Raw genomic sequence first — 22,363 nt, 5'->3', positions numbered from 1 at the left:
GCTGGCCTGCAGTGAGGGCACCGCGGAGAAGATCGACCAGGAGGTCCTGGAGCTGATCAAATCCGCCCATGCCAAGGCCATGGAGATCCTGAAGGACAACGTGGACAAGCTGCACGAGCTGGCCGCCTTCCTGATGGAGCGGGAGACCATCACCGGCGAGGAATTCATGGAGATTCTGAACCGGCAGCCTGAGCCCACGGCTCCGACCCAGCAGCTGCCCGGCTGAAAACAAAAATAAATATCCCCGGCACGGTGCTTTGTACAAAAGCGCCGTGCCTTTTTTGTGTGAAGCATAGGAAAGGGGTTGACAAGTCGGGGGAAGCTCTCTGCAATTTATTTGCAAGCAAACAAAATAGGAGGGAAGAACCGTGCAGCAAAATCCCCAGAATCAGGATGTGAGCCTTCAGATCAAAAAGTTGGATAACCAGATCCTGCGGCGCATCCATTCGCTTTACGACCGGCGCAAGATGCAGGAGTGTACCCTGCAGAATATGTGGGTCACCGATTTTCTGTTCCATCAGGAGCAGCTGGGCGAGCCGGTATTCCAGCGGGATGTTGAAGAAGAATTTGCCATCAACCGGGCCACGGCCTCCAAAATGCTGACCCTGATGGAGGAAAAAGGGCTAATCCGGCGGGTGAGCGAGGACCGGGACGGCCGCCGCAAGGAGCTGCGGCTGGAGCCGGCGGGGCGGAAGCTGCAGCAGCGGTATTCCACCATTCGCGAGGAGCTGGAGCAACAGCTGGTGAGCGGGTTCTCCCTGGAGGAGCTGGACCTGCTGCGCTGTTTTCTGGCCCGCATGCAGGCCAACCTGTAAGCGGGCCGACCCCATTCTGGGCCTGCTGTTTCTGACCATCAACAGCCTGCAGGCGATGGACCGGCCGGTCCCGGCCACCCTGCTGTCGCTGTTCCGGCAGGGTATGTTCTTTATCCCGCTGCTGTTTGTGCTGGGGCGGCTGTTCGGTTTGCCCGGCATCAACTTCACCCAGACCACTGCCGACTATCTGTCCATTGTCATCGCGCTGTTTTTGTTGGGGCGGGCGCTGGGGAAGCAGCGCGCTGATTCTGCCGCGCAGGAGGGCTGAGAGCTATTCCGTTTCGGTCCCGGGCATGCTATAATAATTATGTATGCACAAAAAAGAAAACCCCCGCGGCCGGTGGTGCGCGCCTGCGTACGGGACTGGGCGGGAATATACGAAACGGAGTAAATAAACTATGTTATACAGTGAGCTGAAATGCAGCCCCGAAATTTTGCAGGCCGTGGAGCGTATGGGCTTCACCGAGATGACTGAGGTACAGGAGAAGGCCATTCCGGTGATGATGGCCGGCAAGGATGTAATTGCCAAGGCCCCCACCGGTACCGGCAAGACCTGCGCCTTCGGCATTCCCATCATTGAGCGGATCAACCCCGAAAGCAACAAGCCCCAGGCGGTGATCCTGGCCCCCACCCGTGAGCTGGCCCAGCAGATCGCCGAGGAGCTCACCGAGCTGGCCCATTTCCTGCCCAAGGTGCGCATTGTCTGTGTGTACGGCGGCGCCAACATCCAGCGTCAGGCCGAGAAGCTGAAGAAGGGCTGCCAGATCGTGGTGGCCACCCCGGGCCGACTGATGGACCACATGCACCACAAGAACATCGATGTGAGCGGCGTGACCAGCATCGTGCTGGATGAGGCGGACGAGATGCTGAACATGGGCTTCTACAAGGATGTGCGCCGGATCATCGATTCCATGAAGGCCCGCAAAAGCCTGTGCATGTTCAGCGCCACCATCAGCCGCGAGGTGATGGACATCGGCTGGCTCTACCAGCGGGATGCCGAGGAGATCAGCGTGCAGCCGGTGCTGGAAAGCCAGCCCAAGATCCACCAGTACAAGCTGCTCACCACCGGCCGCAACAAGCTGGCGGACCTGGCCCAGATCATCATCTCCGGCGAGTACAAGCGGGTGATGGTGTTCTGCAACACCAAGTTCACCACCGCCATCCTGACCAACCAGCTGGCCCGGCTGAACTTTGTGGTGGACTGCCTGCATGGCGACCTTTCCCAGAGTGACCGGAACAAGATCATGGCCAGCTTCCGGGAGGGCAACATTGCGGTGCTGGTGGCCACCGACGTGGCCGCCCGCGGCATCGATGTGGACGACGTGGACGCGGTGGTCAACTACGATGTGCCCGGCGCCAACGAGCACTACACCCACCGTATCGGCCGCACCGGCCGTGCCAAGCGGGAGGGTGTGTCCTACCTGATGTACACCGCCGAGGAGACCAAGCGGGTGGATGAGCTGCTGCGGCTGACCCGCAACGAGGCCATTCCGGTACACTGGAATGAGGACCACACCGCCCTCATCGAGGAAAAGGTGGAAAAGGTGGATAAGTTCCAGATTCGCAGCTACTTTTAAACAATCTTCGGGCGAGTTTGTGGAAAACCTGCCCGGATAAAAAAGAAAGCGCATCCCAAACGGGATGCGCTTTTTGTTTGCGTGATAGAGGTTACAGGCCCAGCTGCAGCAGCATCTTCTGCAGGCTCTCGCAGCAGGCGGCCAGCTGATCCTGCTCTTCCGGCAGCAGGGATATCTCCAGCACCCGCTCACGGCCGTTGGCGCCGATCACACAGGGCACGCTCATGGCAACCTGCTCCAGGTCGTACTCGCCCTGCAGCACGCAGCTCACCGGCAGCACGCAGCGCTCGTTCAGCACGATGGCGCGCACCAGACGGGCCACGCTCTGGGCAATGCCGCTGGAGGTGAAGCCCTTCAGCTTCAGCACCCGCAGACCGGCGGCCTTGGTGTCCGCCAGGATCTTCTCCTTGTCCAGCGCGGCGCTCAGGCCGAAGGCACGGGGCAGCTCGTCCACCGGGATGCCGGCCACATTCACCATGCTCCAGGGGATGAAGGCGCTCTCGCCATGCTCGCCCAGCAGGTAGCCGTGCACATTTTTGGAGTCCACATCGCACTGGGCGGCGATGAGCTGACGCATGCGGGCAGTGTCCAGCAGGGTGCCGGTGCCGAAGATCTTGTCGGCGGGGTAGTTGTATTTGGTCTGGGCGAAGTAGGTAACCAGGTCCACCGGGTTGGTGACCACGATCAGGATGGCGCTGCGGGTGTAGCGGGTGATCTGGGCCATCACCGCGTCCATCACGGCGATGTTCTTCTCCGCCAGCACACGGCGGTCGTTGTCACCGGCCTGGATGCTGGGCCCGGCGGTCATTATGATGATGGAGGCATCCGCGCAGTCGGCGTAGCTGCCCACTCGGATGGTGGTGTTGGTGGAATAGGCAAAAGAGGTGGTGTGCAGAGCGTCCAGCACCTCGCCCAGGGCCTTGTCCTCGTTGGCGTCGATCACCACGATCTCGTTGACCACGCTCTGGGCCAGAATGGCATTCAGAGTGGCGCTGCCCACCATACCGGCGCCGATCAGTACCAGCTTGCCTTCTTTCATACGCATAAGGGGATTCCTCCTAACAATCTCATTGGGCTGTGCCATGGCGGCACAGAAAAAGCCAGAGCACGCATCGGAAGCTTCCGGGCGACGCTCTGGCTTTTATTATGAAACAGAAGGGGGGCTTTGTCAATCTGCATAAAACAGGAAAAAGATTTTTGGCAGACTGGCCAAAGCAGCGGCCGAGGCAGCAGAGCCTTAATCAACGGCGAATTCGGAATCCTCCGCTTCGACATTGTCGCCGGGTGCATTCAGGAAGGCATTCATCCATTCCGTTGCCTCCTGCAGCTGGCTGCGCTCCACATACAGATCGTACCCCAGCAGGGAGGTGCCCAGATAGGTGCTGGAGGCCCGCCCCAGCGTACCGGATTCCTGCAGGAAGCTGGGGATGCCGTTGTCCTCCAGAAGTTCGGCCAGCATTCCGGCCAGTGCATAATCCGGCAGGTTGGTCAGATGGACCGGGTCCTGGGGCATACGGTGACCGGGCCGGTCCTTGAGAGAAAAATTCCATTTGGCGCGGGGCATCGGCTCCAGCGGCCCGCCGCACTGCGGGCAGGTCAGGGCGTTGTCCGCCGCGCTGCACTGACAATGAGAACACCAAAGCATACAGATACTTCCTTTCAGGGGCGGAAAACCGCTTTTCCTTTATTATACCATGCGCTTTGCGCCCTGTGGGGAAAGAAAGGCCCGTTTCCTTCATAGAAACGGGCCTTTTGCATGTTGCTTGCAGACTGTAGACTGCTTACATGCTCTCGGGTACGGTGACCTTGAACATGGTCAGCACGTTGGCGATGACCTGCTTCACGGCCAGGCACAGAGCTAGACGGGCCTGACGGGCGGCGGGCTCCGCGTCCTTGATGCGGCAGGCGTTGTAGAACTTGTGGAAGGAGCCGGCCAGGTCGATCACGTAGCGGGTGATGCGAGCGGGCTCGTAGTTCTTGGCGCTGGTCACGATCTCAGCGGGGAAGGCGCTCACGGCACGGATCAGCTCCAGCTCGGCGGGCTCGCTGAACTGGTAACCGGCCCAGGCGGTATGACCCTCGTAGGAGATGCCCTCGCTGGCCAACTTCTTCACGATGGAGCAGATGCGGGCGTGGGCGTACTGCACGTAGTATACCGGGTTCTCGCTGTCCTCCTTCACGGCCAGATCCAGGTCGAAGTCCATCTGGCTGCCTGCCTCGCGCAGGTTGAAGAAGAAGCGGGCGGAATCGATGGGCACCTCGTCCAGCAGGTCGGTCAGGGTGATGGCCTTACCGGTCCGCTTGCTCATGCGCACCTGCTGGCCGTCCTTTACCAGCTTGACCAGCTGCATCAGGATCACGTCCAGATCTTCGCCGTTCAGGCCCACGGCGTCCATGGCGCCCTTCATGCGGGCCACGTGGCCGTGGTGGTCGGCGCCCCAGATGTCGATGGCCTTGTCGAAGCCGCGCACGGCCAGCTTGTTGTAGTGGTAGGCGATGTCCGCCGCGAAGTAGGTGGGAATGCCGTTGGCACGCACCAGAACCTCGTCCTTGGCCTCGTCCTCATCCTTGCGCTTGTTGGCCGCGCCGTACTTCTCGCTGTACTGGGCGCTCTTGTACATGATAGCGCCGTCCTCGGCCTTGTAGCAGGCACCGGTGGCCAGCAGCTTGTCGATCACCGCCTGCACCGCGCCGGAGTCGTGCAGGGTGCTCTCGCGGAACCACACATCGTAGGTGATGCGGTACTTGGCCAGGTCACGCTCCAGACCGGCCACGTTCTTGGGCAGGCCGTAGTTGATCAGAGCCTGCTTGCGGGTCTCCTCGTCGGCGTCCACGTACTTGTCGCCCTCGATGGCGGCAAAATCGGTGGCCAGAACCTTGATGTCCTCGCCCTGGTAGCCGTCCTCGGGGAAGGGTACGGCCTCCTCGCCCTTGAAGTGCTGCAGGTAACGGGCGGACAGGCTCTTGCCGAACTTCTGGATCTGGTTGCCCGCGTCGTTCACGTAGAACTCACGGGTCACATCGTAACCGGCCCAGTCCATCACAGCGGCCAGGCAGTCACCCAGCGCGCCGCCGCGGGCGTTGCCCAGGTGCATGGGGCCGGTGGGGTTGGCGGAAACGAACTCCACGTTGATCTTCTTGCCCTCGCCGAAATCGGTGCGGCCGTACTGCTCGTTCAGGGTTGCGCCGTAGACCACGCTGGCAAACCAGCCCGGAGCCAGGAACAGGTTGATGAAGCCGGGGCCGGCCACCTCCACCTTGGAGAAGATGCTGTTCTCCAGGCTGGGCAGATGGGCCAGAATGGCATCGGCGATCTGGCGGGGAGCCTTCTTGAAGACGCGGGCGCCGGCCATGGCCAGGTTGCTGGCCACATCGCCGTTCTTCACGTCGCCGGGGATCTCCACGATGAAGTCGGGCAGATCGGTCTGGGGCAGCTCACCGGCGGCCATGGCAGCCTGAGCGGCCTGAGTCAGCAGGGCGCGGGCCTCGTCCAGCGCATCCTTGCGGGGGTTGTAGTTCTTGTAGGTTTCCTTCATCTCGGCGATCATGGATTCGTTTTCCGTATTGGTCATATCGATCGGTATTCCTTTCCTTTTAAACTTGAAGGCGCGCGCCGCGCCGGGAACAGCAAATCAAAGGGGTGTGCGCTCGACCCGCTTCACGGTGATGGTCACCAGATTGCGGCTGAGCACGGTGTCCTGGTCGGCGTCCAGCGTGTAGCTGAACTTCACCTGGCCGCCCTCGTCGGACAGCTGGCTTTCGATCTCGTCGGCGGCCACGCCCAGGGTCATGGAGCCGTAGCCGGTCTCGTAGTGGCACAGATGGCGGGTGCCCTTTTCGATGATCAGCTGGCTGGCGGCGGGGCCGAAGCGCAGCATGGACACCTTCTGCGCATTCTCGGCCACCTTCACGGTGGTGGTGCAGCCGGCATAGCCGGTGGCTTCGCTCTCTTTGTAGGTGATGAAGAAGCTGCCGCCCCGGCGCACAAAGCTGCCGCGGGTCATCAGCTCCACCGAATCGGTTTCGCCGGCCTGCTCCATCCGGCCGTCGATGCGGATGAGAAAATCCTCGTTCATAAACGGGCGGGGACCTCCTTTTGGGTTCAGTATTGCTCAATGGCGATCTGGCTGGCCGTGCCCTCGCCCTGAGGGCCGATGAACAGCCGGACCGCCGCGGAGAAGCTCTCCGGGGAATCGCTCATAAAATAGCGGGTTTCGCCTTTTTTGGTGCCGTCGCTCAGAAGGTCCAGCCGGGCGAGCATATCCCGGGCCTTGAGGGCAGCCTCCCGGCCGGAGTCGATCAGGGTCACATCCGGGCCCATCACCTGGGCGATGATGTGGGCGATCAGGGGATAGTGGGTGCAGCCCAGAATCAGGGTATCCACCCCTTTGGCGCGGACCTCGTCCAGATACTCGTGGGCGATGGCGGTGGTGATGGGGTCATTGGGGCCCACATAGCCGTTTTCCACCAGCGGCACGAACATGGGGCAGCTTCTGGTGAAGACCTGGGCCTCGGGCAGGATTCTTTGGATGCGGGTCTCGTAGCTGCGGCTGCGGATGGTGGCCGGGGTGGCGATCACGCCGATGCGGCCGTTTCTGGTGGCTGCCGCCGCGGCGGAAACCGCCGCGCCTACCACGCCCACATAGGGCACCGGCAGGGCCTCGGTGTAGGATTTGGGCAGCGTGCTGCTCACTGTGCCGCAGGCGGCCAGCAGAAATTTTACATCCTGGCTGAGCAGAAAGCGGATGTCCTGTTCGGCGTACTGGCGAATGGTCTCCGGGCTTCGGCTGCCGTAGGGCACCCGGCCGGTGTCGCCGAAGTAGACGATGTCCTCGCCGGGCAGAATGGCCTGCAGCTGGCGCACCGCCGTGAGACCGCCCATGCCGGAATCGAACACGCCGATGGGCCGCTTATCCATGGCGGACCCCCGCGCGCTGCAGCGCAAGGGCGACCAGTTCGTCCAGCAGCTGGTCGATGGGTTTGCCCGCGTCTTCCATCAGTTTGGGATACATGCTGATGGAGGTGAAGCCGGGCAGGGTGTTGATCTCGTTGAGCAGAATGGTGTCGCCGTTCTCCACGAAGAAGTCCACCCGGGCCAGGCCCTCGCAGCCCAGAGCCCGGTAGGCCTTTTCCGCCTGGGCCTTCACCTTGTCCAGCACCTCTTCGCTCAGGTGAGCGGGGATCACGGTTCGGCTGGTGCCCAGCACGTATTTGTCCTCGTAGGTGTAGAAGGCCTCGCTGGCCAGGATCTCGCCGGGGCGGGTGGAAACGCAGACCTCGTTGCCGATCACCGCGCACTCCACCTCCTGGCCCTGTACAAAGCGCTCGAAGACCACCTTGTTATCCTCAGCCAGAGCCACCTGAATGGCCTTTTCCAGCTCGGCCTTATTTGCAGCCTTGCTGATGCCCACGCTGCTGCCGGCGTTGGCGGGCTTCACGAAGATGGGGTAGTGGAGCTTTTCGGCCAGGCGGGCCTCCAGGGCGTCAAAGTCCGCGCAATCGTAGCGGCTGGCCCAGTCCCAGGCGCAGCGGTCGATGCCCGCCGCATCCATCAGGGTGTTGGCCACCGCTTTGTCCATGCAGACGGCGCTTGCCAGCACGCCGCAGCCCACATAGGGGATGCCCGCCAGCTCCAGCAGGCCCTGAATGGTGCCGTCCTCGCCGTTCTTGCCGTGCAGAGCGGGGATGACCACATCCATGGGCAGCACCGCCCAGGTGCCGTCGTGACGGCAGAGCACCAGGCCGTGATCCGAGCGGTCGGGGCTGATCATGCAGGGCACGCAGGAGGGGTCCTGCTCCCAGCTGCCGTCCGCCATTTTTTCAATGGGGCCGGAATAATACAGCCAGCGGCCATCCTTGGTGATGCCCACGGTGTAAAGATGGTACGAGGAGGGCTTGAGCGCCCGGGCGATGGTGCTGGCCGAAACGCGGCTCACCTCGTGTTCGCTGGAAACGCCGCCGAACAGCAGCGCAACATTCAGTTTGTTCATAGCTGCAAAGACCTTTCTCTCCAAGGAAATAGACACAAATCGATCCAACATTGACCCGGCCAAAGAGACCGGTCAAGGGCGGTTGCACATAAGTATTCTAATAATACCATAAAAATGCCGGGCGGGCTATGGGCAAAAGGTAAAAGCCTTGGCGGCAGGCCGCAAAAAAATCTGTGGGATTGGTATTGACGGCCCCGGCGGGATGTGCTATGATGATTACACCTCATTTTGCAGGCTTATTTTTTTGTGCCTTTTTTCAGGGTACGGCCTGCAAGCACGAGGGAGGCTAAACAAACCGTTAAATGGAGGTGCCGAAGACAAATGAGAGTGAAAATCACCCTGGCCTGCACTGAGTGCAAACAGCGCAACTACAACACCATGAAGAACAAGAAGAACAGCCCCGACCGGCTGGAGATGAAGAAGTATTGCCGTTTCTGCAAGAAGCATACTGTCCATCGTGAGACCAAGTAAGAAAGGCGGGAATATCCATGGCTGAAAATACTGCCAAGAAGCCCGGTTTTTTTGCTAAAGTCAAAAATTGGTTCAAAGGGATCGGGAAGTTCTTCCGCGACACCAAGAGCGAACTGAAAAAGGTGGTTTGGCCCTCCAAGAGCCAGATCATCAACAACAGCATCGTGGTGCTGGTGGTTATGATTGTTTCTGCCATCGTCATCCTGCTGCTTGACCTGCTGTTCGGCGAGGTCATGCATTTGGTGCTGCAGGCCGCTGCAAACCTGTAAGCGGCCGCATCCTGAAAAGCGGAAGGGAGTAAACGTATGGCAGAACAGGCAATGTGGTATGTTGTGCATACCTATTCCGGTTATGAAAACAAAGTGGCACAGAACCTTGAGACCATCGTGGCCAACCGCCGCCTGCAGGATCTGATCCATGAAGTGAAGGTTCCCGTTATGATGGAACCCGAAATCAAGGACGGCAAGGAGCGCATGGTTGAGCGCAAAATCTTCCCCGGCTATGTGCTGGTGAAGATGGTCATGACCGACGAAAGCTGGTACATCGTTCGCAACTGCCGCGGTGTGACCGGTTTTGTGGGCCCCTCGTCCAAGCCGGTGCCCCTGTCTCAGGCAGAGGTGGACAAGCTGGGCGTGGAGACCGTGGCCGAGCCCACTGTGGACTACGAAGTGGGCGACAATGTGGAGATCAACGCTGGTCCTCTGGAGGGCTTCGTGGGTCTCGTGGAAGAGATCGACATGGAGCATCGCAAGGTGCGCGTGAAGGTCTCGATGTTCGGGCGCGAAACGCCCGCAGAACTGGAGCTGGATCAGGTCAAACCCCTGTGACAGTAAAAACCCTTATGGTAAGAGCCGCTAGATGCGGTTTTTATAGGGCGCTGGCGGTTGCCGGTGCCCGTGGGAGGGCCGGATAAGCCTGGCCCGCTAGCTTACCACAAATTTTGGAGGTGCATTTAAAATGGCGCAAAAAGTAACTGGCTATATTAAGCTGCAGATCCCCGCCGGCAAAGCGACTCCGGCTCCCCCTGTTGGTCCCGCTCTGGGCCAGCACGGCGTGAACATCATGGCGTTCACCAAGGAATTCAACGAGCGTACCCAGAAGGACATGGGCTACATCATCCCCGTTGTAATCACCGTGTATGCTGACCGTTCCTTCAGCTTCATCACCAAAACTCCTCCGGCCCCCGTGCTGATCAAGAAGGCCTGCGGCATCGAGAGCGGTTCCGGCGTTCCCAACAAGACCAAGGTGGCCACCATCACCAAGGCTCAGCTGGAAGAGATCGCCAAGACCAAGATGCCCGACCTGAATGCTGCCAACCTGGAAAGCGCTGTCAGCATGATCGCCGGCACCTGCCGCAGCATGGGTGTTACCGTAACCGAGTAATCACCCCGCTGGATTCGTGGGAGGAACTTAAATCCGATAGACCACACAGGAGGAAAAAGTAATGAAACATGGTAAACACTATGTCGACAGCGCCAAGCTGATCGACCGCTCTAAGCTGTATGAGGCCGACGAGGCTCTGGCTCTGTGCTGCCAGACCGCCAAGGCCAAGTTTGACGAGACCGTTGAGCTGCACGTCCGCCTGGGCGTTGACAGCCGCCACGCTGACCAGCAGGTCCGCGGCGCTGTTGTGCTGCCTCACGGTACTGGCCGCGACGTGCGCGTTATCGCCATCTGCAAAGGCGACGCTGCCAAGGCTGCCGAGGAAGCTGGCGCTATGATGGTTGGCGACGCCGACCTGATCGCCAAGATCCAGAACGAAGGCTTTGTTGACTTCGACGTTCTGGTTACCACCCCCGACATGATGGGCCAGGTTGGCCGTCTGGGTAAGGTTCTGGGTCCCCGTGGCCTGATGCCCAACCCCAAGGCTGGCACCGTTACTCCCGACATCGGCCGCGCTGTTACCGAAGCCAAGGCCGGTAAGATCGAGTACCGTCTGGACAAGCAGAACATCATCCACGTGCCCGTGGGCAAGGCCAGCTTCGGCGCTGAGAAGCTGGGCGAGAACCTGCGCACCGTGATGGACGCCATCGTGAAGGCTAAGCCCGCTGCTGCGAAGGGCCAGTACATCAAGAGCGCCACCGTGGCTACCACCATGGGCCCTGGCATCAAGATGAACGGCGCCAAGTTCGGCGGCTAATCACAGCCTGACGGCTGCGAGTGAGCAGTTCGCTGCCCCGCGCAAAACGCGGGGCGGCTTTTTTGCGAAAAATCGCAAAAAGCACTTGACAAACCCGCGCGCTTTGCGGTATACTATTCATGCTGTTTTTAAGACAGCAGGTGCTCATGTGATATAAGGAGCATAAGAGGCCATCCCGCCCGCCTGCCGAGAAGCCGCGTAAATTTGCCTTGTGTATGTTTATGCCCCTTTCTCGGCCAAGCTGGGAAAGGGGCTTTTTGTGCGAAGTAGAAGTTACGAAGGTTTGAAACGAGGTGAAACGAAATGCCCAGTGCAAAGATTCTGAGCGAGAAGCAGGCTTATGTTGCCGCTCTGAAGGAGAAGATCGCTGCCTCTGTTGCCGGTGTGGTCGTTGACTACAAAGGCATCAGCGTGGCCGACGATACCAAGCTGCGTAAGGAGCTGCGTGAGGCTGGCGTTGAGTATGCGGTTGTGAAGAACACCATGCTGCGTCTGGCCCTGAAGGATACCGAGCTGGAGGCTATGAGCGAAGTGCTGGAAGGCACCACCGCTATTGCCATCTCCCACGAGGATCCCATGGCTGCTGCCCGCATCCTGTGCAAGTACGCCGAGGCGTCCAAGGGCGCTTACAGCGTGAAGATCGGCTACATGGAAGGCTCTGTTATGCCCAAGGAAGAGGTTGAGGCCATTGCTAAGCTGCCCAACCGCGAAGGCATGCTGTCCATGTTTGCTGGCGCTCTCACCAGCACCCTCAGCGGTCTGGCCGTTGCTATGCAGGCCTACGCCGACAAGTGCGAGGAAGAGCCCGCTGCGTAAGTTACGCAAATCCCCGTCCGGGCGGTGCGCATAAGCGCTGCCGCTGAACGAACATCATTTTAAAATTAAGTACATTGGAGGTATATGACAATGGCTTCTGAGAAAATCACCAAAATCATTGACGCTGTTAAAGAGCTGACCGTTCTGGAGCTGAAGGAACTGATCGACACCTACTGCGAGGAGTTCGGCGTTTCCGCCGTGGCTGCTGCCGCTCCCGCTGCTGCTGGCGCTGCTGCTCCCGCTGCTGAGGAGAAGACCGAGTTCGACGTTGTGCTGGCTGAGGTTGGCGCCAACAAGATGGCCGTTATCAAGGCTGTTAAGGAAGCTACCGGTCTGGGCCTGAAGGAGGCCAAGGAGCTGGTTGACAACGCTCCCAAGACCCTGAAGGAAGCTGCTTCCAAGGCTGACGCCGAGGAAATGAAGAAGAAGCTGGAAGAAGCCGGCGCCAAGATCGAGCTGAAGTAAGTTCTGCTTTTTGCCTGATTGAGCATCTGCAAGGCCGCCGCCCGTTTGGGCGGCGGCTTTTGTTTTGCTCTTTTCGCGGGGATATTGCCCAAGTACCGGGCGGCTGCGTCAAAAAAATATGTATGAAAATATAAATGTTGCGGATGAAATTGAAAATACGGCCGGCATATGATATACTGAAACACATGTTTTGTAAAAACGTGCACAAAATTTATATTTTCAGCATAGGAGGCGATGGCCATGTGCGGCATCGTTGGATATTCGGGAAAAGCCGGCAGCCTGGATGTGCTGCTGGAAGGTCTTCATAAACTGGAATACCGGGGTTACGATTCGGCGGGCGTGGCGCTGAGCTATCCGGATGGCATCCGGGTGGCCAAGGCCCAGGGACGGCTGAGCGCCCTGGAGGAAAAACTGGCCGGGCTGCATCTGCCGGACAGCGGCTGCGGCATTGGTCACACCCGCTGGGCCACGCACGGCGCACCCAGCGATGTGAACAGTCATCCCCACTCCGCGGCTCGGGTGAGTCTGGTCCACAACGGCATCATCGAGAACTATGCCGAGCTGCGGGAATATCTGGTCCGCAAAGGCTATAAATTCTGCAGTGAGACCGACAGTGAGGTGCTGGTCAAGCTGATGGACCATAACTATCAGGGCGACCCGCTGGATGCCATGCGCCGTACGCTGGCTCAGGTGCGGGGCAGCTACGGCCTTGCCATCCTGTTCCGGGACCGTCCGGGCGTGATCTACGGCGCGCGGAAGGACAGTCCGCTTATCGTGGGCTGCGGCGAGGGCGAGAACTTTCTGGCCAGCGACATCCCCGCGCTGCTGCGCCATACCCGCACCTATATTGCCCTGGAGGAGGGCGATATGGTGGAGCTGAAGCCGGACAGCATCCGCCTGTTTGACCGGCTGGGTCAGCCGGTGGAGCGGCCCCGCATGGAGGCCCAGTGGGAGATGGAGGCTGCGGAAAAGGGCGGTTACCCCCACTTTATGCTCAAGGAGATCCACGAGCAGCAGGCGGCTCTGCAGGCCACCATCGGCCCCCGCATCAAGGACGGCCTGCCCGATCTGAGCGAGTGCGGTCTGACCGATAAATATCTGAAGGGGCTGACCGGCATCCATATCGTGGGCTGCGGCACCGCTATGCACGCGGGCATGGTGGGCCGTACCGCCATTGAAAAGATGGCCCGGCTGCCTGCCTTCACCCAGATCGCCAGCGAATTCCGCTACAGTGACCCCATTCTGCATCCGGGGGATCTGGTGGTCATCATCAGCCAGAGCGGCGAGACGCTGGACACTCTGGCCGCACTGAAGCTGGCCAAGGAAAAGGGCGCAAAGACCCTGGCCGTGGTGAATGTGGTGGGCTCCTCCATCGCCCGTGCGGCGGACTGGACCCTCTACACCCATGCCGGTCCGGAGATTGCGGTGGCCAGCACCAAGGCCTACAGCGTACAGCTGGCGGTGATGTATCTGCTGGCGCTGCGGCTGGCACTGGCCCGGGGCACCCTGGACCAGCATGAGGTGGGCTATCTGACCGAGCAGCTGCAAAAGGCTCCCGCCCTGCAGCAGCCCCTGCTGGAAAACTGCGATCAGATCCAGTATCTGGCCAGCCAGTTCATGAACAGCACCGACCTGTTCTTCATGGGCCGGGGCTTCGATTACTCTCTGTCGCTGGAGGGCAGCCTGAAGCTGAAGGAGATCAGCTATGTGCACAGCGAGGCTTACGCCGCGGGCGAGCTCAAGCACGGTACCATCTCGCTGATCACCGACGGGACTCCGGTGATCGCTCTGGCCACCCAGGACGACGTATTTGAAAAGACCCTGAGCAACGTGAAAGAGGTCAAGACCCGGGGCGCCCGGGTGATCCTGCTGTGCAAGGAGGAGACAGTGGTGCCCGAGGGTGCGGCGGACTACGTGGTGCGCCTGCCCCGGTTGGAAAGCGTCTTCATGCCGCTTTTGATGATCGTGCCGCTGCAGCTGTTCGCCTACTACATGAGCGTGCTGCGGGGCTGCGACGTGGATAAGCCCCGCAACCTGGCCAAGAGCGTGACCGTGGAATAAGTCGTTCCCGGAAATTTACCGGAAACGAGCAAAAGACTTGCAAAGGCCGCCGCCGGTGTTTATAATGGGCCTGAAAACGATTCCAGAAAAGGAGCGTGCAGACCTGTGGAACGGCAATGGTGGCATAACAAAGCGGCCTATCAGATCTGGCCGAAAAGCTTTTACGATTCCAACGGCGACGGTGTGGGCGATCTGCCCGGCATCACCGCCAAGCTGGATTATCTGAAGGACCTGGGCGTGGACATCCTCTGGCTTTCGCCGGTGTACCAGAGTCCGCTGGCGGACCAGGGCTACGATATCTCGGATTATCAGGCCATCGATCCCCGCTTCGGCACCATGGAGGACATGGACCGTCTGCTGGCAGAGGCCAAACGGCGGGGCATCCGTCTGGTGATGGATCTGGTGGTAAACCACTGCTCGGATGAGCATATCTGGTTCAAAAAAGCAGTGGCGGACCCGGAAGGCCCCTATGGACAGTATTTCTACTTCCGCAAGGGCAAGGACGGCAAGCCGCCCTGCAACTGGCGGGGATACTTCGGCGGCAGCGTCTGGAGTCTGGTGCCCGGCCAGAGCGATCTTTACTATCTGCATCTTTTCCACGAAAAGCAGCCGGACCTGAACTGGGAGAATCCGGCGCTGCGCCGGGAGATCTACAAGATGATCAACTGGTGGCTGGACAAGGGCGTGGCGGGCTTCCGTGGCGGAATTTATCGGTCCGGATGGGCACTTTTCCACCATGTTCGACTTCGCGCCTACCTGCCTGGGGAAGGATGCCAAAGGCTGGGGCTGGGCAAAGCAGCCCACCACCACCCAGTACCGGGATGCCTGCTTTGGCTCCCAGCGGCAGGCGGCGGGTGTGGGCTTTCTGGCAAACATCATCGAAAATCACGACGAGCCCCGGGGCGTGAGCCAGTATCTGCCGAAGGATGCGCAGGACAGCGAGCAGGCCAAAACCTGCCTGGCCACCGCCAGCGTGCTGCTGCGGGGCATTCCGTTCCTGTATCAGGGGCAGGAGCTGGGCATGACCAACACCAGCTTTGAACGCATTGAGGATGTGGATGATGTGAGTACCCACGGCGAGTATGCGGCCTGCCTGGCACTGGGGCTGACCGAGGCCCAGGCGCTGGCCGCCTGTGCCCAGTACAGCCGGGACAATGCCCGCACCCCGGTGCAGTGGACGGACGGAAAAAACGCCGGCTTCACCACCGGAACGCCCTGGATCAGCGTAAATCCCAACTACACCCGCATCAACGCCGAGGAGCAGCAGGCCCGGCCGGATTCGGTGCTGAACTGGTACAAAAAGCTGCTGGCCCTGCGCAAGGACCCCGCATGGGAGGAAGCTCTGGTGTGGGGCGACTGTGAGCCGGTGCTGGAGGAGGAAGAAGGCCTGATGGCCTACCGCCGCACCGGCGGCGGCAAAACGCTGCTGGTGGTCTGCAACCTGAGCGAGCTGCCCCGCAGTCTGGCGCTGCCGGGGACCATCCGGCAGGTACTGCTCAACAACCGGGAGGGTGGTCCGCAGCCGGGGTTTGACCGGTACGCCGCCCAGCCCTGGCAGGCCGTGGTGCTGGAGCTGGAGCAATAAAAAGGCAAACTGATTTTCAACAACAAAAGCCCTCCGCCGTGGAAAACTCCGCGGCGGAGGGCTTTTGCATATTTGGACAAGTGGTTCAGGCGGGCCGTAAAGCGGCATGCAGCCGGTCGGCGCAGGCAAAGCAGACAAAGACCGGGATGCACAGCAAAAACCAGTACAGGCTGAACCGGGGGCAGATCTGGCCCCATAAGTTGCCCCACCGGTCGGAGTAATCCCAGATGCCCATGCCCAGCAGCCGGTTGCACACAAGGCCCATGGCAAGCTCCATGCCGGTGATGCAGCCTGCGCCCGTCGCACAGCGGGCCAGCAGCGGCACCCGGCGGGGGAGGGCCCGGTCCAGCTCGCGCAGCACCAGCAGAATCACCCCGCCGGAAAGCAGCATGGTCCAGTGGGTATAGCCCCGGTAGAGCAGCTCGATCTGCCCGTAGCCGAAGGCCCCCACAAAAAATAAAGTTGTGTTTCGCAGCATAAAAACATCACCCGGGGAATAGTCTTCCCCGGGTGGTGTTATTTTATGTGCGGGCAGGGCGTTATTCCGCCGATTTGCCGGTAACCTTGCTCAGCTCGGTGAGCATCTTGTGCTGGCAGTCCCACAGCTTCTGGGACAGGTCCACATAATACCGGTGGGGATACTCGAAACGGCGCATCTCCTCCCACAGGTTCTCCAGCTGCACGGTGCAGCGCTCCCGGATCTGGGTCACATTGGGGCGCTCGTAGACCAGCTTGCCCTTCTCGTAGATGGGGGTGGTCAGGCAGACCGCAGAGCAGTTGGTGTAGGTGCGCTCCTTCCAGGTCTGGAAGGGATCGAACAGGGTCAGGCCGTCGCCCACCTCTACCTCTTCGTCAAACACGGCCACATAGTCGGCCATGGCCTTTTTGGTGTAGTGGTCGTAGATGCGCCACACCTTTTTCAGCAGGGGAATGGTCAGCTTTTCAGCGCTCTCGCTCACCTTGATCTTGGGGATGTAGTCCTCGCCGTCCTTCACGGCGGCCAGCTTGTATACGCCGCCGAACACCGGATCGCTCTTGGCAGTGATCAGGTTCTCGCCGATGCCGAAGCTGTCGATCTTGGCCTCCTGCAGAATCAGATCCCGTACGATGTACTCGTCCAGGCTGTTGGAGGCGCAGATGCCGCAGTCCTCGTAACCGGCAGCGTCCAGCATCTTGCGGGCCTTCTTGGACAGGTAGGCAATATCGCCGGAGTCGATGCGGATGGCCACCGGGCGCTTGCCCTGGGGCTTCAGCACCTCGTCGAAGACCCTGATGGCGTTGGGCACACCGCTCTTCATCACGTTGTAGGTATCAACAAGCAGTACACAGGAATCGGGATACAACTCAGCGTATTTCTTGAAGGCGTCGTACTCGCTGGGGAACATCTGCACCCAGCTGTGGGCCATGGTGCCCGAGGCAGGAATGCCGAAGTCGCGGGCGGCCATCACGCAGCTGGTGGAGGAGCAGCCGCCGATGTAGGCAGCGCGGGCACCGTAAACAGCGGCGTCGTAGCCCTGAGCGCGGCGGGCGCCGAACTCCATGACCGGGCGGCCCTGGGCGCTGCGCACGATGCGGTTGGCCTTGGTGGCCACCAGGCACTGGTGGTTGATGGTCACCAGCAGCAGAGTCTCCAGCAGCTGGCACTCGATGGAGGGGCCCTCCACGGTCACGATGGGCTCCCGGGGGAAGATGGGGGTGCCTTCGGGAATGGCCCAGATGTTGCAATGCAGTTCGAAGTTGCTCAGGTAGTTCAAAAAGCGCTCGTTGAACACACCGGTGCCCCGCAGGTACTCGATGTCCTCCGGAGTGAACTTCAGGTTCTCCACAGCGTCGATAAAGGTGTCCAGACCGGCCATGATGGCGAAGCCGCCGCCGTCCGGGATCTTGCGGAAGAACATGTCGAACACGCTGATCTTGTCCTCGTAGCCTTCCTCCAGATACCCGGCGGCCATGGTGAGCTCGTAAAAGTCCATGATGGTGGTCAGGTTGCGTTTCACATCCAACATAAAGCTCCAACTCTCTCTCAAAAAGGTATTCGGCAAGGCCGCGGCTTTGCCGTTCACAGCACCCGATGGGCGCGGGAAACTGGGCTATGGAATCCAGCATGTCCGCAAGCGGCCCTGCAAAAAGAACCGGGAAAAGGCCCCGGGCGGCATACGGCGCGGAAGGGCAGGAAAACAGCGGATGAAACCGGTTCCCGCGTTTGGGATTAAATTATATTATAACATTGTTTTGATTGTTAATAAAGTGTTTTTCCGGGGAAAGAGGGCGCTCCCAGGCCATTTTTCTGCGACGGGAGGGGAGTGCTTTTGCCCGCTGCCGCTTGCTGCCGGTACTGCCGGGGTGTCAGACCGGTGATCGCTTTGAACGCCTTGTTGAAATTCCGCAGGCTGCCGTAGCCGCACTGTCCGGCGATGCGGGTGATGGGCCAGTCCCGCTCCCGCAGCATCTGGCAGCTCTGTGCCACCCGGTAGCGGTTCAGGTATTCCGTGAAGGTCACGCCCAGCCGCTGGCGCACCAGCCGGGAAAGATAATGGGGCTCGTAGCCCATCGTCCGGGCCAGGCCCTCCAGCGTGAGGGGCTGGTCAAAGCCTGCCTGCACCTGCTCCATCAGGCGGCACACCGGCTCCAGCTGCCGTTTGGGAGCGGGCTGCCAGGAGGTTTGATTCCGAAATTCCGCGCACAGCAGATACAGCAGCCCCTTGGTGTGCAGCCGGTCGCGGCCATCCGCCGCCAGCAGCTGCCGGGCCAGCGCCGGGTCCGGGGTGAAAACCGGGCGGTCAGGGTGCAGTGCACGGGAGCCTTCCCAAAAGGCAGGAACCCATTCCGGCGCAAAGCAAAGATAAAACCATTCCCCGGCGCTCAGGCAGCGAAAGGAATGAATGGTGCCGGGCAAAAGCAGCGCTCCCTGACCGGGCAAAAGGACCTCCCGTTCCTCCTCCAGCTGCAGCTCCACACTTCCGCTGACCAGATACATCCATTCCATGCAGCGGTGCAGGTGGGGCGGAAAGCTTTCGTCCCGCACCGGCTCCGCAAAGAAGAAGTCCTCCGCGCCGAAAAACTCCGGCTGATAGAGCACCATACATCCTCCGCCCTTTCCTTGAAAAAGATACCGGTGTTCCATTTATTTTATGTCCGCATTCTTTTTTGTGCAAGCGATTTTGAGTATAATCGACCCGAAAGGCCGGGCGCATCCGGCTGCATCACGAAAAGGAAGGCTGATACCATGTCTTTGATTGCACCCGTCCCCGCCCGCAGACCCAGCGCGGGCCAGAAACGCCAGATGGACCGACGCTTCGGTATGTTTCTGCACTTTGGAGTGAACACCTTTGGTAATGTGGAATGGTCGGACGGCGGAATCGCCGACCTGTCCTATCAGCCCACCGCCATCGACGCGGACCAGTGGGTGCGCACGGCCTGGCAGGCGGGGATGAACTATGTGGTGGTCATTACCAAGCACCACGACGGCTTTTGTTTGTGGGATACCCACACCACCGATTACAGCGTGCGCTGCTCCGGCAGCCACCACCGATGTGGTGGCTGCGGTGGCTGCCGCCTGCAAAAAATACGGGCTGGCGCTGGGGCTGTACTACTCGTTGTGGGACCGCTCGGAACCCCGCTATACCCGGGATTTTGCAGGGGAATACATTCCCTACATGCAGGCCCAGCTCACCGAGCTGATGGACGGCCGGTACGGCCCCATTGCCGAGCTGTGGCTGGACGGCGGCTGGGATAAGGCCCGCAGCCAGTGGAGGCTGGAGGAGCTGTATGATCTGGTGAAGCGGCTGCAGCCGGAATGCCAGATCGGAATCAACCATACAGTGGGTGTGGATACCGACACCGCCGGCGGGCCGGACGAGCGGTATCTGCCGGTCCGCTGCCGCAATGGAGACCCGCTGCGGATGTTTCCCTGCGATTTCCGGCTGTGGGACCCCCATCCCTGCCGCCCGGACGATGCGAAGCTGTATACCTTTGGCGGCGAGACCTATTATCTGCCCTTCGAGATGACCGTCTGCTCCCGGGAGGGCTTCAGCTGGTTTTACTCCAATATCTACGAGCAGAAGCCCCTGCTGGATACCGAGCAGGTGGTGCACCAGTGCCGGGATGCCTGGCAGGCGGGAAACCCGGTGGTGATCAATCTGCCCCCGGATGTGCGCGGTCGTCTGGTGCAGGCGGATGTGGAGCATCTGCTGGAAATTGCCCGGCGGCTGGGTGTGCGGCGGGAGTGATCGTTGCCACCGGGCAGAAAAAAGCGCCCCGTTATCCTGCAAGGGATAACGGGGCGCTTTTGGTGTTACAAGGGTGCCGGATCAAAGTGAGGGTCGGCGGGGCCGACGGTTGGTCTTGCGGGTGGCCTGATGGCGGTAGTAGAGAATCACATAGGCCACAGCGGTCACGGCGCTCACGCAGAGCAGCACCTTGAAGTACAGCCCGCCGAAGAATTCACCGATCTTGGACAGGGTGAACAGCAGTGTGTTGCGGTCCAGGTCCCGGTCGGCGGTCAGCTCCACCACACCGATGGTCTGGCCGGAAAGGGAAAGGGTCACAGTGCCGATCACATCGCCTTTTTTTACCGGGGCGGTGACATATTCCGGAAGATTATAGGTCTTCTGGGTCACGCTCTCGTCGGTGTTCTTGGGCAGGATGGTCATCATGTCATCTGCCGGGTAGAGCATCACGGTGTCCGCGTCGGTGGAGTATTTCACCTTCACCTCGGCCAACGGCTCGCCCACCTGCATGGCGGGCTGGATGGCGAAGCTTTCAAACACCCAGTCCATGAGCAGGCCGGTTTCGTACAGGGCCGGGCGCTTGGTGGGGTATTCGTAGGGGTCAATGGAGTTGGGGCTGTTCAGAACCACGCTGATGTAGCTTTCGCCGGTGTCGGTGCTGGTGTGCCAGCCCGCGAAGTTCTGCCAGTCCTCCAGGGTGCCGGTTTTGCCGCCCTGGTTGTAGTCCCGGTAGTATTCCGCGCCCAGGGCTTTGTCGTGCATCTTGTTGGTGCTGTAGAGCATATAGGGCATGGAGGCGGAGTATCGGCTGGGCATGTAGTCCTGGCCCATATCCCATTTCAGGGTACCCATGGTCTCCTTGAGGGTGTCAAAGCTCATGGCGTAGCGCAGGATCAGGTACATGTCCCGGGCGGTGGTCACATTCTCCAGACTCATGCCCACCGGGTCCACAAAGGTAGTGCCGGAGCAGCCGATCTCCTTGGCCTTGCTGTTCATCATGTAAACAAAGTTGTCGATGCTGCCGCCGCTTACCGTATTGGCGATGATCATGGCAGCGTCCGCTGCGCTGGGCACCAGTGCAGCATACATCAGGCTGCGCAGGGTGTGAGGCTCACCCATCAGAATATCCGCGCTGGCCATGCCTTTGCCGTAGAGCGAGTCCCGGATGGAGGCGGTGAGCTCGGCGGTCACGGTGTCCAGCTGGTCCTCATACTGCTCCACCAGCAGGATACAGGTCATAATCTTGGTCAGACTGGCGGCGGGCAGCGATTCCTCGCTGTTCTTTTCGTATACGATGATGTTGGTGTCGGTATTCACAATGTAGGCAGCCTTGCCGGAGATCTCGAAGGGGGGCTCAAACCCCACCGCCCCGGCGGGCAGCGCGAAAATCGCGGCCATGAAAACCAGGGCGAGCAAAAGCGCGATGAATTTTTTCATGTGGACTTTTCCTTTTAAACGCGTTAAAATATTTAGGTCAATACCGCATCATTCCGATGATGGAGTGCGGCGGAGCAAACGGGCAAAATGCCCGAAAAAAGTGATTGATTCCCGGGCAGATTGCCCAGTGATTTACCTTGTATTATAGCATTTTTTACAGGGTTTATAAAGTGTTTTTCTGGTGAAAGGTGGGCGGCAAGGCTTGATTTATGTGACCGGCGATATCCACGGCGAGGTGGAGCGCTTTTCGGAAAAAGAGATAAAGCGGCTGAAAAAGCAGGATACCCTGATCGTTCTGGGGGATTTCGGCTTTTTGTGGAGCGGTGACAAGGCGGAACAGAAAAAGCTGAAATGGCTGCAAAAGCGCCGCTACCAGCTGCTGTTCATCGACGGCTGCCATGAAAATTTCGACCTGCTGAAGGAATATCCCGAGGTGGATTATATGGGCGGCAAGGCCCGGCACATCGGCGGCAATCTGTACTACATTCAGCGGGGCAGTATTCTGGAAATTGAGGGCAAAAAGCTGCTCTGTTTCGGCGGCGCCGAAAGCTGGGACAAGGAGGACCGGGACGAGGGCATCAACTGGTGGCGGGCCGAGCTGCCCACCAGCGAGGAGCTGAAGACCTGCGCCGACAACCTGGAAGCCGCTGGCTGGCAGGTGGACTACATTCTCACTCACGACGCACCGCTGAAGATTCTGGAATTTGCCCAGCTGATGCAGGGCCAGCCCAACTGGCTGCACACCTTCTTCGGCCAGATCATGGACAAGGCCCAGTA

The 22,363-nt window shown here is 60.1% G+C and carries 24 protein-coding genes and 3 pseudogenes; 17 read left to right on the top strand and 10 right to left on the bottom strand.

Going from position 1 to position 22,363, the window contains the following annotated elements; translation table 11 throughout:
* From J7G73_RS08955 to J7G73_RS08940, 4 genes and pseudogenes are all read left to right on the top strand, one after another.
* A pseudogene (locus J7G73_RS08955) lies at nt 1-226 on the top strand (cell division protein FtsH); the annotation flags it as partial.
* A 142-nt stretch (nt 227-368) separates the two neighbouring features.
* Nucleotides 369-815, top strand: a complete 447-nt coding sequence (locus J7G73_RS08950) for a MarR family transcriptional regulator (RefSeq protein WP_291245997.1) — start codon at nt 369-371, stop codon at nt 813-815.
* Between the two features lie 55 nt (nt 816-870).
* Entirely contained in the window at nt 871-1,083 is a 213-nt protein-coding gene (locus tag J7G73_RS08945) for a hypothetical protein (protein WP_291245996.1), read from the top strand.
* A 130-nt stretch (nt 1,084-1,213) separates the two neighbouring features.
* Nucleotides 1,214-2,392, top strand: coding sequence for a DEAD/DEAH box helicase (locus J7G73_RS08940; protein ID WP_291245995.1), 1,179 nt, complete (start codon nt 1,214-1,216; stop codon nt 2,390-2,392).
* Nucleotides 2,393-2,483: 91 nt separating this feature from the next.
* Here J7G73_RS08940 and J7G73_RS08935 read toward each other — a convergent pair whose 3' ends face one another.
* The 6 genes from J7G73_RS08935 to J7G73_RS08910 form a co-directional block, all read right to left on the bottom strand.
* Entirely contained in the window at nt 2,484-3,437 is a 954-nt protein-coding gene (locus J7G73_RS08935) for an L-lactate dehydrogenase (protein WP_291245994.1), read from the bottom strand.
* A 192-nt stretch (nt 3,438-3,629) separates the two neighbouring features.
* Nucleotides 3,630-4,037, bottom strand: coding sequence for a DUF2007 domain-containing protein (locus J7G73_RS08930; RefSeq protein WP_291245993.1), 408 nt, complete (start codon nt 4,035-4,037; stop codon nt 3,630-3,632).
* A 136-nt stretch (nt 4,038-4,173) separates the two neighbouring features.
* On the bottom strand, nt 4,174-5,964 hold the full coding sequence (gene argS / locus J7G73_RS08925; protein ID WP_291245992.1) for an arginine--tRNA ligase: 1,791 nt from the start codon (nt 5,962-5,964) through the stop codon (nt 4,174-4,176).
* A gap of 60 nt (nt 5,965-6,024) precedes the next feature.
* A complete protein-coding gene (locus J7G73_RS08920) occupies nt 6,025-6,468 on the bottom strand; it encodes a DUF1934 domain-containing protein (RefSeq protein ID WP_291245991.1) in 444 nt (147 codons plus the stop codon).
* 26 nt (nt 6,469-6,494) lie between these two features.
* Nucleotides 6,495-7,310 carry a glutamate racemase gene (murI, locus tag J7G73_RS08915; protein ID WP_291245990.1) on the bottom strand — a complete coding sequence of 272 codons (816 nt, stop codon included), beginning with the start codon at nt 7,308-7,310 and terminating at the stop codon, nt 6,495-6,497.
* Nucleotides 7,303-8,382 carry a D-alanine--D-alanine ligase family protein gene (locus J7G73_RS08910; RefSeq protein WP_087295560.1) on the bottom strand — a complete coding sequence of 360 codons (1,080 nt, stop codon included), beginning with the start codon at nt 8,380-8,382 and terminating at the stop codon, nt 7,303-7,305. The genes murI and J7G73_RS08910 overlap by 8 nt, the downstream gene beginning before the upstream one ends.
* Before the next feature lie 321 nt (nt 8,383-8,703).
* On the opposite strand from J7G73_RS08910, the gene rpmG reads away from it, so the two are divergent.
* From rpmG to J7G73_RS13710, 10 genes and pseudogenes are all read left to right on the top strand, one after another.
* Entirely contained in the window at nt 8,704-8,853 is a 150-nt protein-coding gene (rpmG, locus tag J7G73_RS08905) for a 50S ribosomal protein L33 (protein WP_058963484.1), read from the top strand.
* A gap of 17 nt (nt 8,854-8,870) precedes the next feature.
* Entirely contained in the window at nt 8,871-9,122 is a 252-nt protein-coding gene (gene secE, locus J7G73_RS08900; RefSeq protein ID WP_087295558.1) for a preprotein translocase subunit SecE, read from the top strand.
* 36 nt (nt 9,123-9,158) lie between these two features.
* Entirely contained in the window at nt 9,159-9,680 is a 522-nt protein-coding gene (nusG, locus tag J7G73_RS08895) for a transcription termination/antitermination protein NusG (RefSeq protein ID WP_058963486.1), read from the top strand.
* Between the two features lie 130 nt (nt 9,681-9,810).
* Complete coding sequence (gene rplK, locus J7G73_RS08890) at nt 9,811-10,236, top strand: 50S ribosomal protein L11 (RefSeq protein ID WP_058963487.1); 426 nt, start codon at nt 9,811-9,813, stop codon at nt 10,234-10,236.
* A gap of 61 nt (nt 10,237-10,297) precedes the next feature.
* Complete coding sequence (rplA, locus tag J7G73_RS08885) at nt 10,298-10,993, top strand: 50S ribosomal protein L1 (RefSeq protein ID WP_087181889.1); 696 nt, start codon at nt 10,298-10,300, stop codon at nt 10,991-10,993.
* Between the two features lie 303 nt (nt 10,994-11,296).
* Complete coding sequence (rplJ, locus tag J7G73_RS08880; RefSeq protein WP_087295556.1) at nt 11,297-11,809, top strand: 50S ribosomal protein L10; 513 nt, start codon at nt 11,297-11,299, stop codon at nt 11,807-11,809.
* Between the two features lie 90 nt (nt 11,810-11,899).
* Nucleotides 11,900-12,274, top strand: a complete 375-nt coding sequence (gene rplL, locus J7G73_RS08875) for a 50S ribosomal protein L7/L12 (RefSeq protein ID WP_058963490.1) — start codon at nt 11,900-11,902, stop codon at nt 12,272-12,274.
* A 240-nt stretch (nt 12,275-12,514) separates the two neighbouring features.
* Nucleotides 12,515-14,335 carry a glutamine--fructose-6-phosphate transaminase (isomerizing) gene (gene glmS, locus J7G73_RS08870; protein WP_291245989.1) on the top strand — a complete coding sequence of 607 codons (1,821 nt, stop codon included), beginning with the start codon at nt 12,515-12,517 and terminating at the stop codon, nt 14,333-14,335.
* Nucleotides 14,336-14,440: 105 nt separating this feature from the next.
* Nucleotides 14,441-14,974, top strand: a pseudogene (locus J7G73_RS13715) (alpha-amylase family glycosyl hydrolase); the annotation flags it as partial.
* Between the two features lie 97 nt (nt 14,975-15,071).
* The gene (locus J7G73_RS13710) at nt 15,072-15,920 is read left to right on the top strand and encodes a DUF3459 domain-containing protein (protein ID WP_367113970.1); all 849 of its coding nucleotides are present in this window, start codon (nt 15,072-15,074) and stop codon (nt 15,918-15,920) included.
* A gap of 85 nt (nt 15,921-16,005) precedes the next feature.
* Here J7G73_RS13710 and J7G73_RS08860 read toward each other — a convergent pair whose 3' ends face one another.
* From J7G73_RS08860 to J7G73_RS08850, 3 genes are all read right to left on the bottom strand, one after another.
* Nucleotides 16,006-16,398 (bottom strand): hypothetical protein, encoded by a 393-nt coding sequence (locus tag J7G73_RS08860; protein WP_291245988.1) that lies wholly within the window; start codon nt 16,396-16,398, stop codon nt 16,006-16,008.
* Nucleotides 16,399-16,459: 61 nt separating this feature from the next.
* Nucleotides 16,460-17,926, bottom strand: a complete 1,467-nt coding sequence (locus tag J7G73_RS08855) for a nicotinate phosphoribosyltransferase (protein ID WP_206423071.1) — start codon at nt 17,924-17,926, stop codon at nt 16,460-16,462.
* A gap of 233 nt (nt 17,927-18,159) precedes the next feature.
* Complete coding sequence (locus J7G73_RS08850) at nt 18,160-19,002, bottom strand: AraC family transcriptional regulator (RefSeq protein WP_291245987.1); 843 nt, start codon at nt 19,000-19,002, stop codon at nt 18,160-18,162.
* Nucleotides 19,003-19,146: 144 nt separating this feature from the next.
* Here J7G73_RS08850 and J7G73_RS13705 point away from each other — a divergent pair.
* Both J7G73_RS13705 and J7G73_RS08845 read left to right on the top strand, forming a co-directional pair.
* Nucleotides 19,147-19,371 (top strand): annotated as a pseudogene (locus tag J7G73_RS13705) (hypothetical protein); the annotation flags it as partial.
* A gap of 82 nt (nt 19,372-19,453) precedes the next feature.
* Nucleotides 19,454-20,149 (top strand): alpha-L-fucosidase, encoded by a 696-nt coding sequence (locus J7G73_RS08845; protein WP_291245986.1) that lies wholly within the window; start codon nt 19,454-19,456, stop codon nt 20,147-20,149.
* A gap of 81 nt (nt 20,150-20,230) precedes the next feature.
* Here J7G73_RS08845 and J7G73_RS08840 read toward each other — a convergent pair whose 3' ends face one another.
* Nucleotides 20,231-21,586, bottom strand: coding sequence for a D-alanyl-D-alanine carboxypeptidase family protein (locus tag J7G73_RS08840; protein WP_291245985.1), 1,356 nt, complete (start codon nt 21,584-21,586; stop codon nt 20,231-20,233).
* Nucleotides 21,587-21,797: 211 nt separating this feature from the next.
* Between J7G73_RS08840 and J7G73_RS08835 the strand changes: the two genes are divergently transcribed.
* The coding region (locus tag J7G73_RS08835; RefSeq protein WP_291245998.1) for a metallophosphoesterase family protein at nt 21,798-22,363 on the top strand (566 nt) is incomplete at its 3' end.

Source organism: Allofournierella sp. (genome assembly GCF_017889395.1).
GTDB lineage: Bacteria > Bacillota > Clostridia > Oscillospirales > Ruminococcaceae > Allofournierella.
This window is presented reverse-complemented; position numbering and strand designations above follow the sequence as displayed.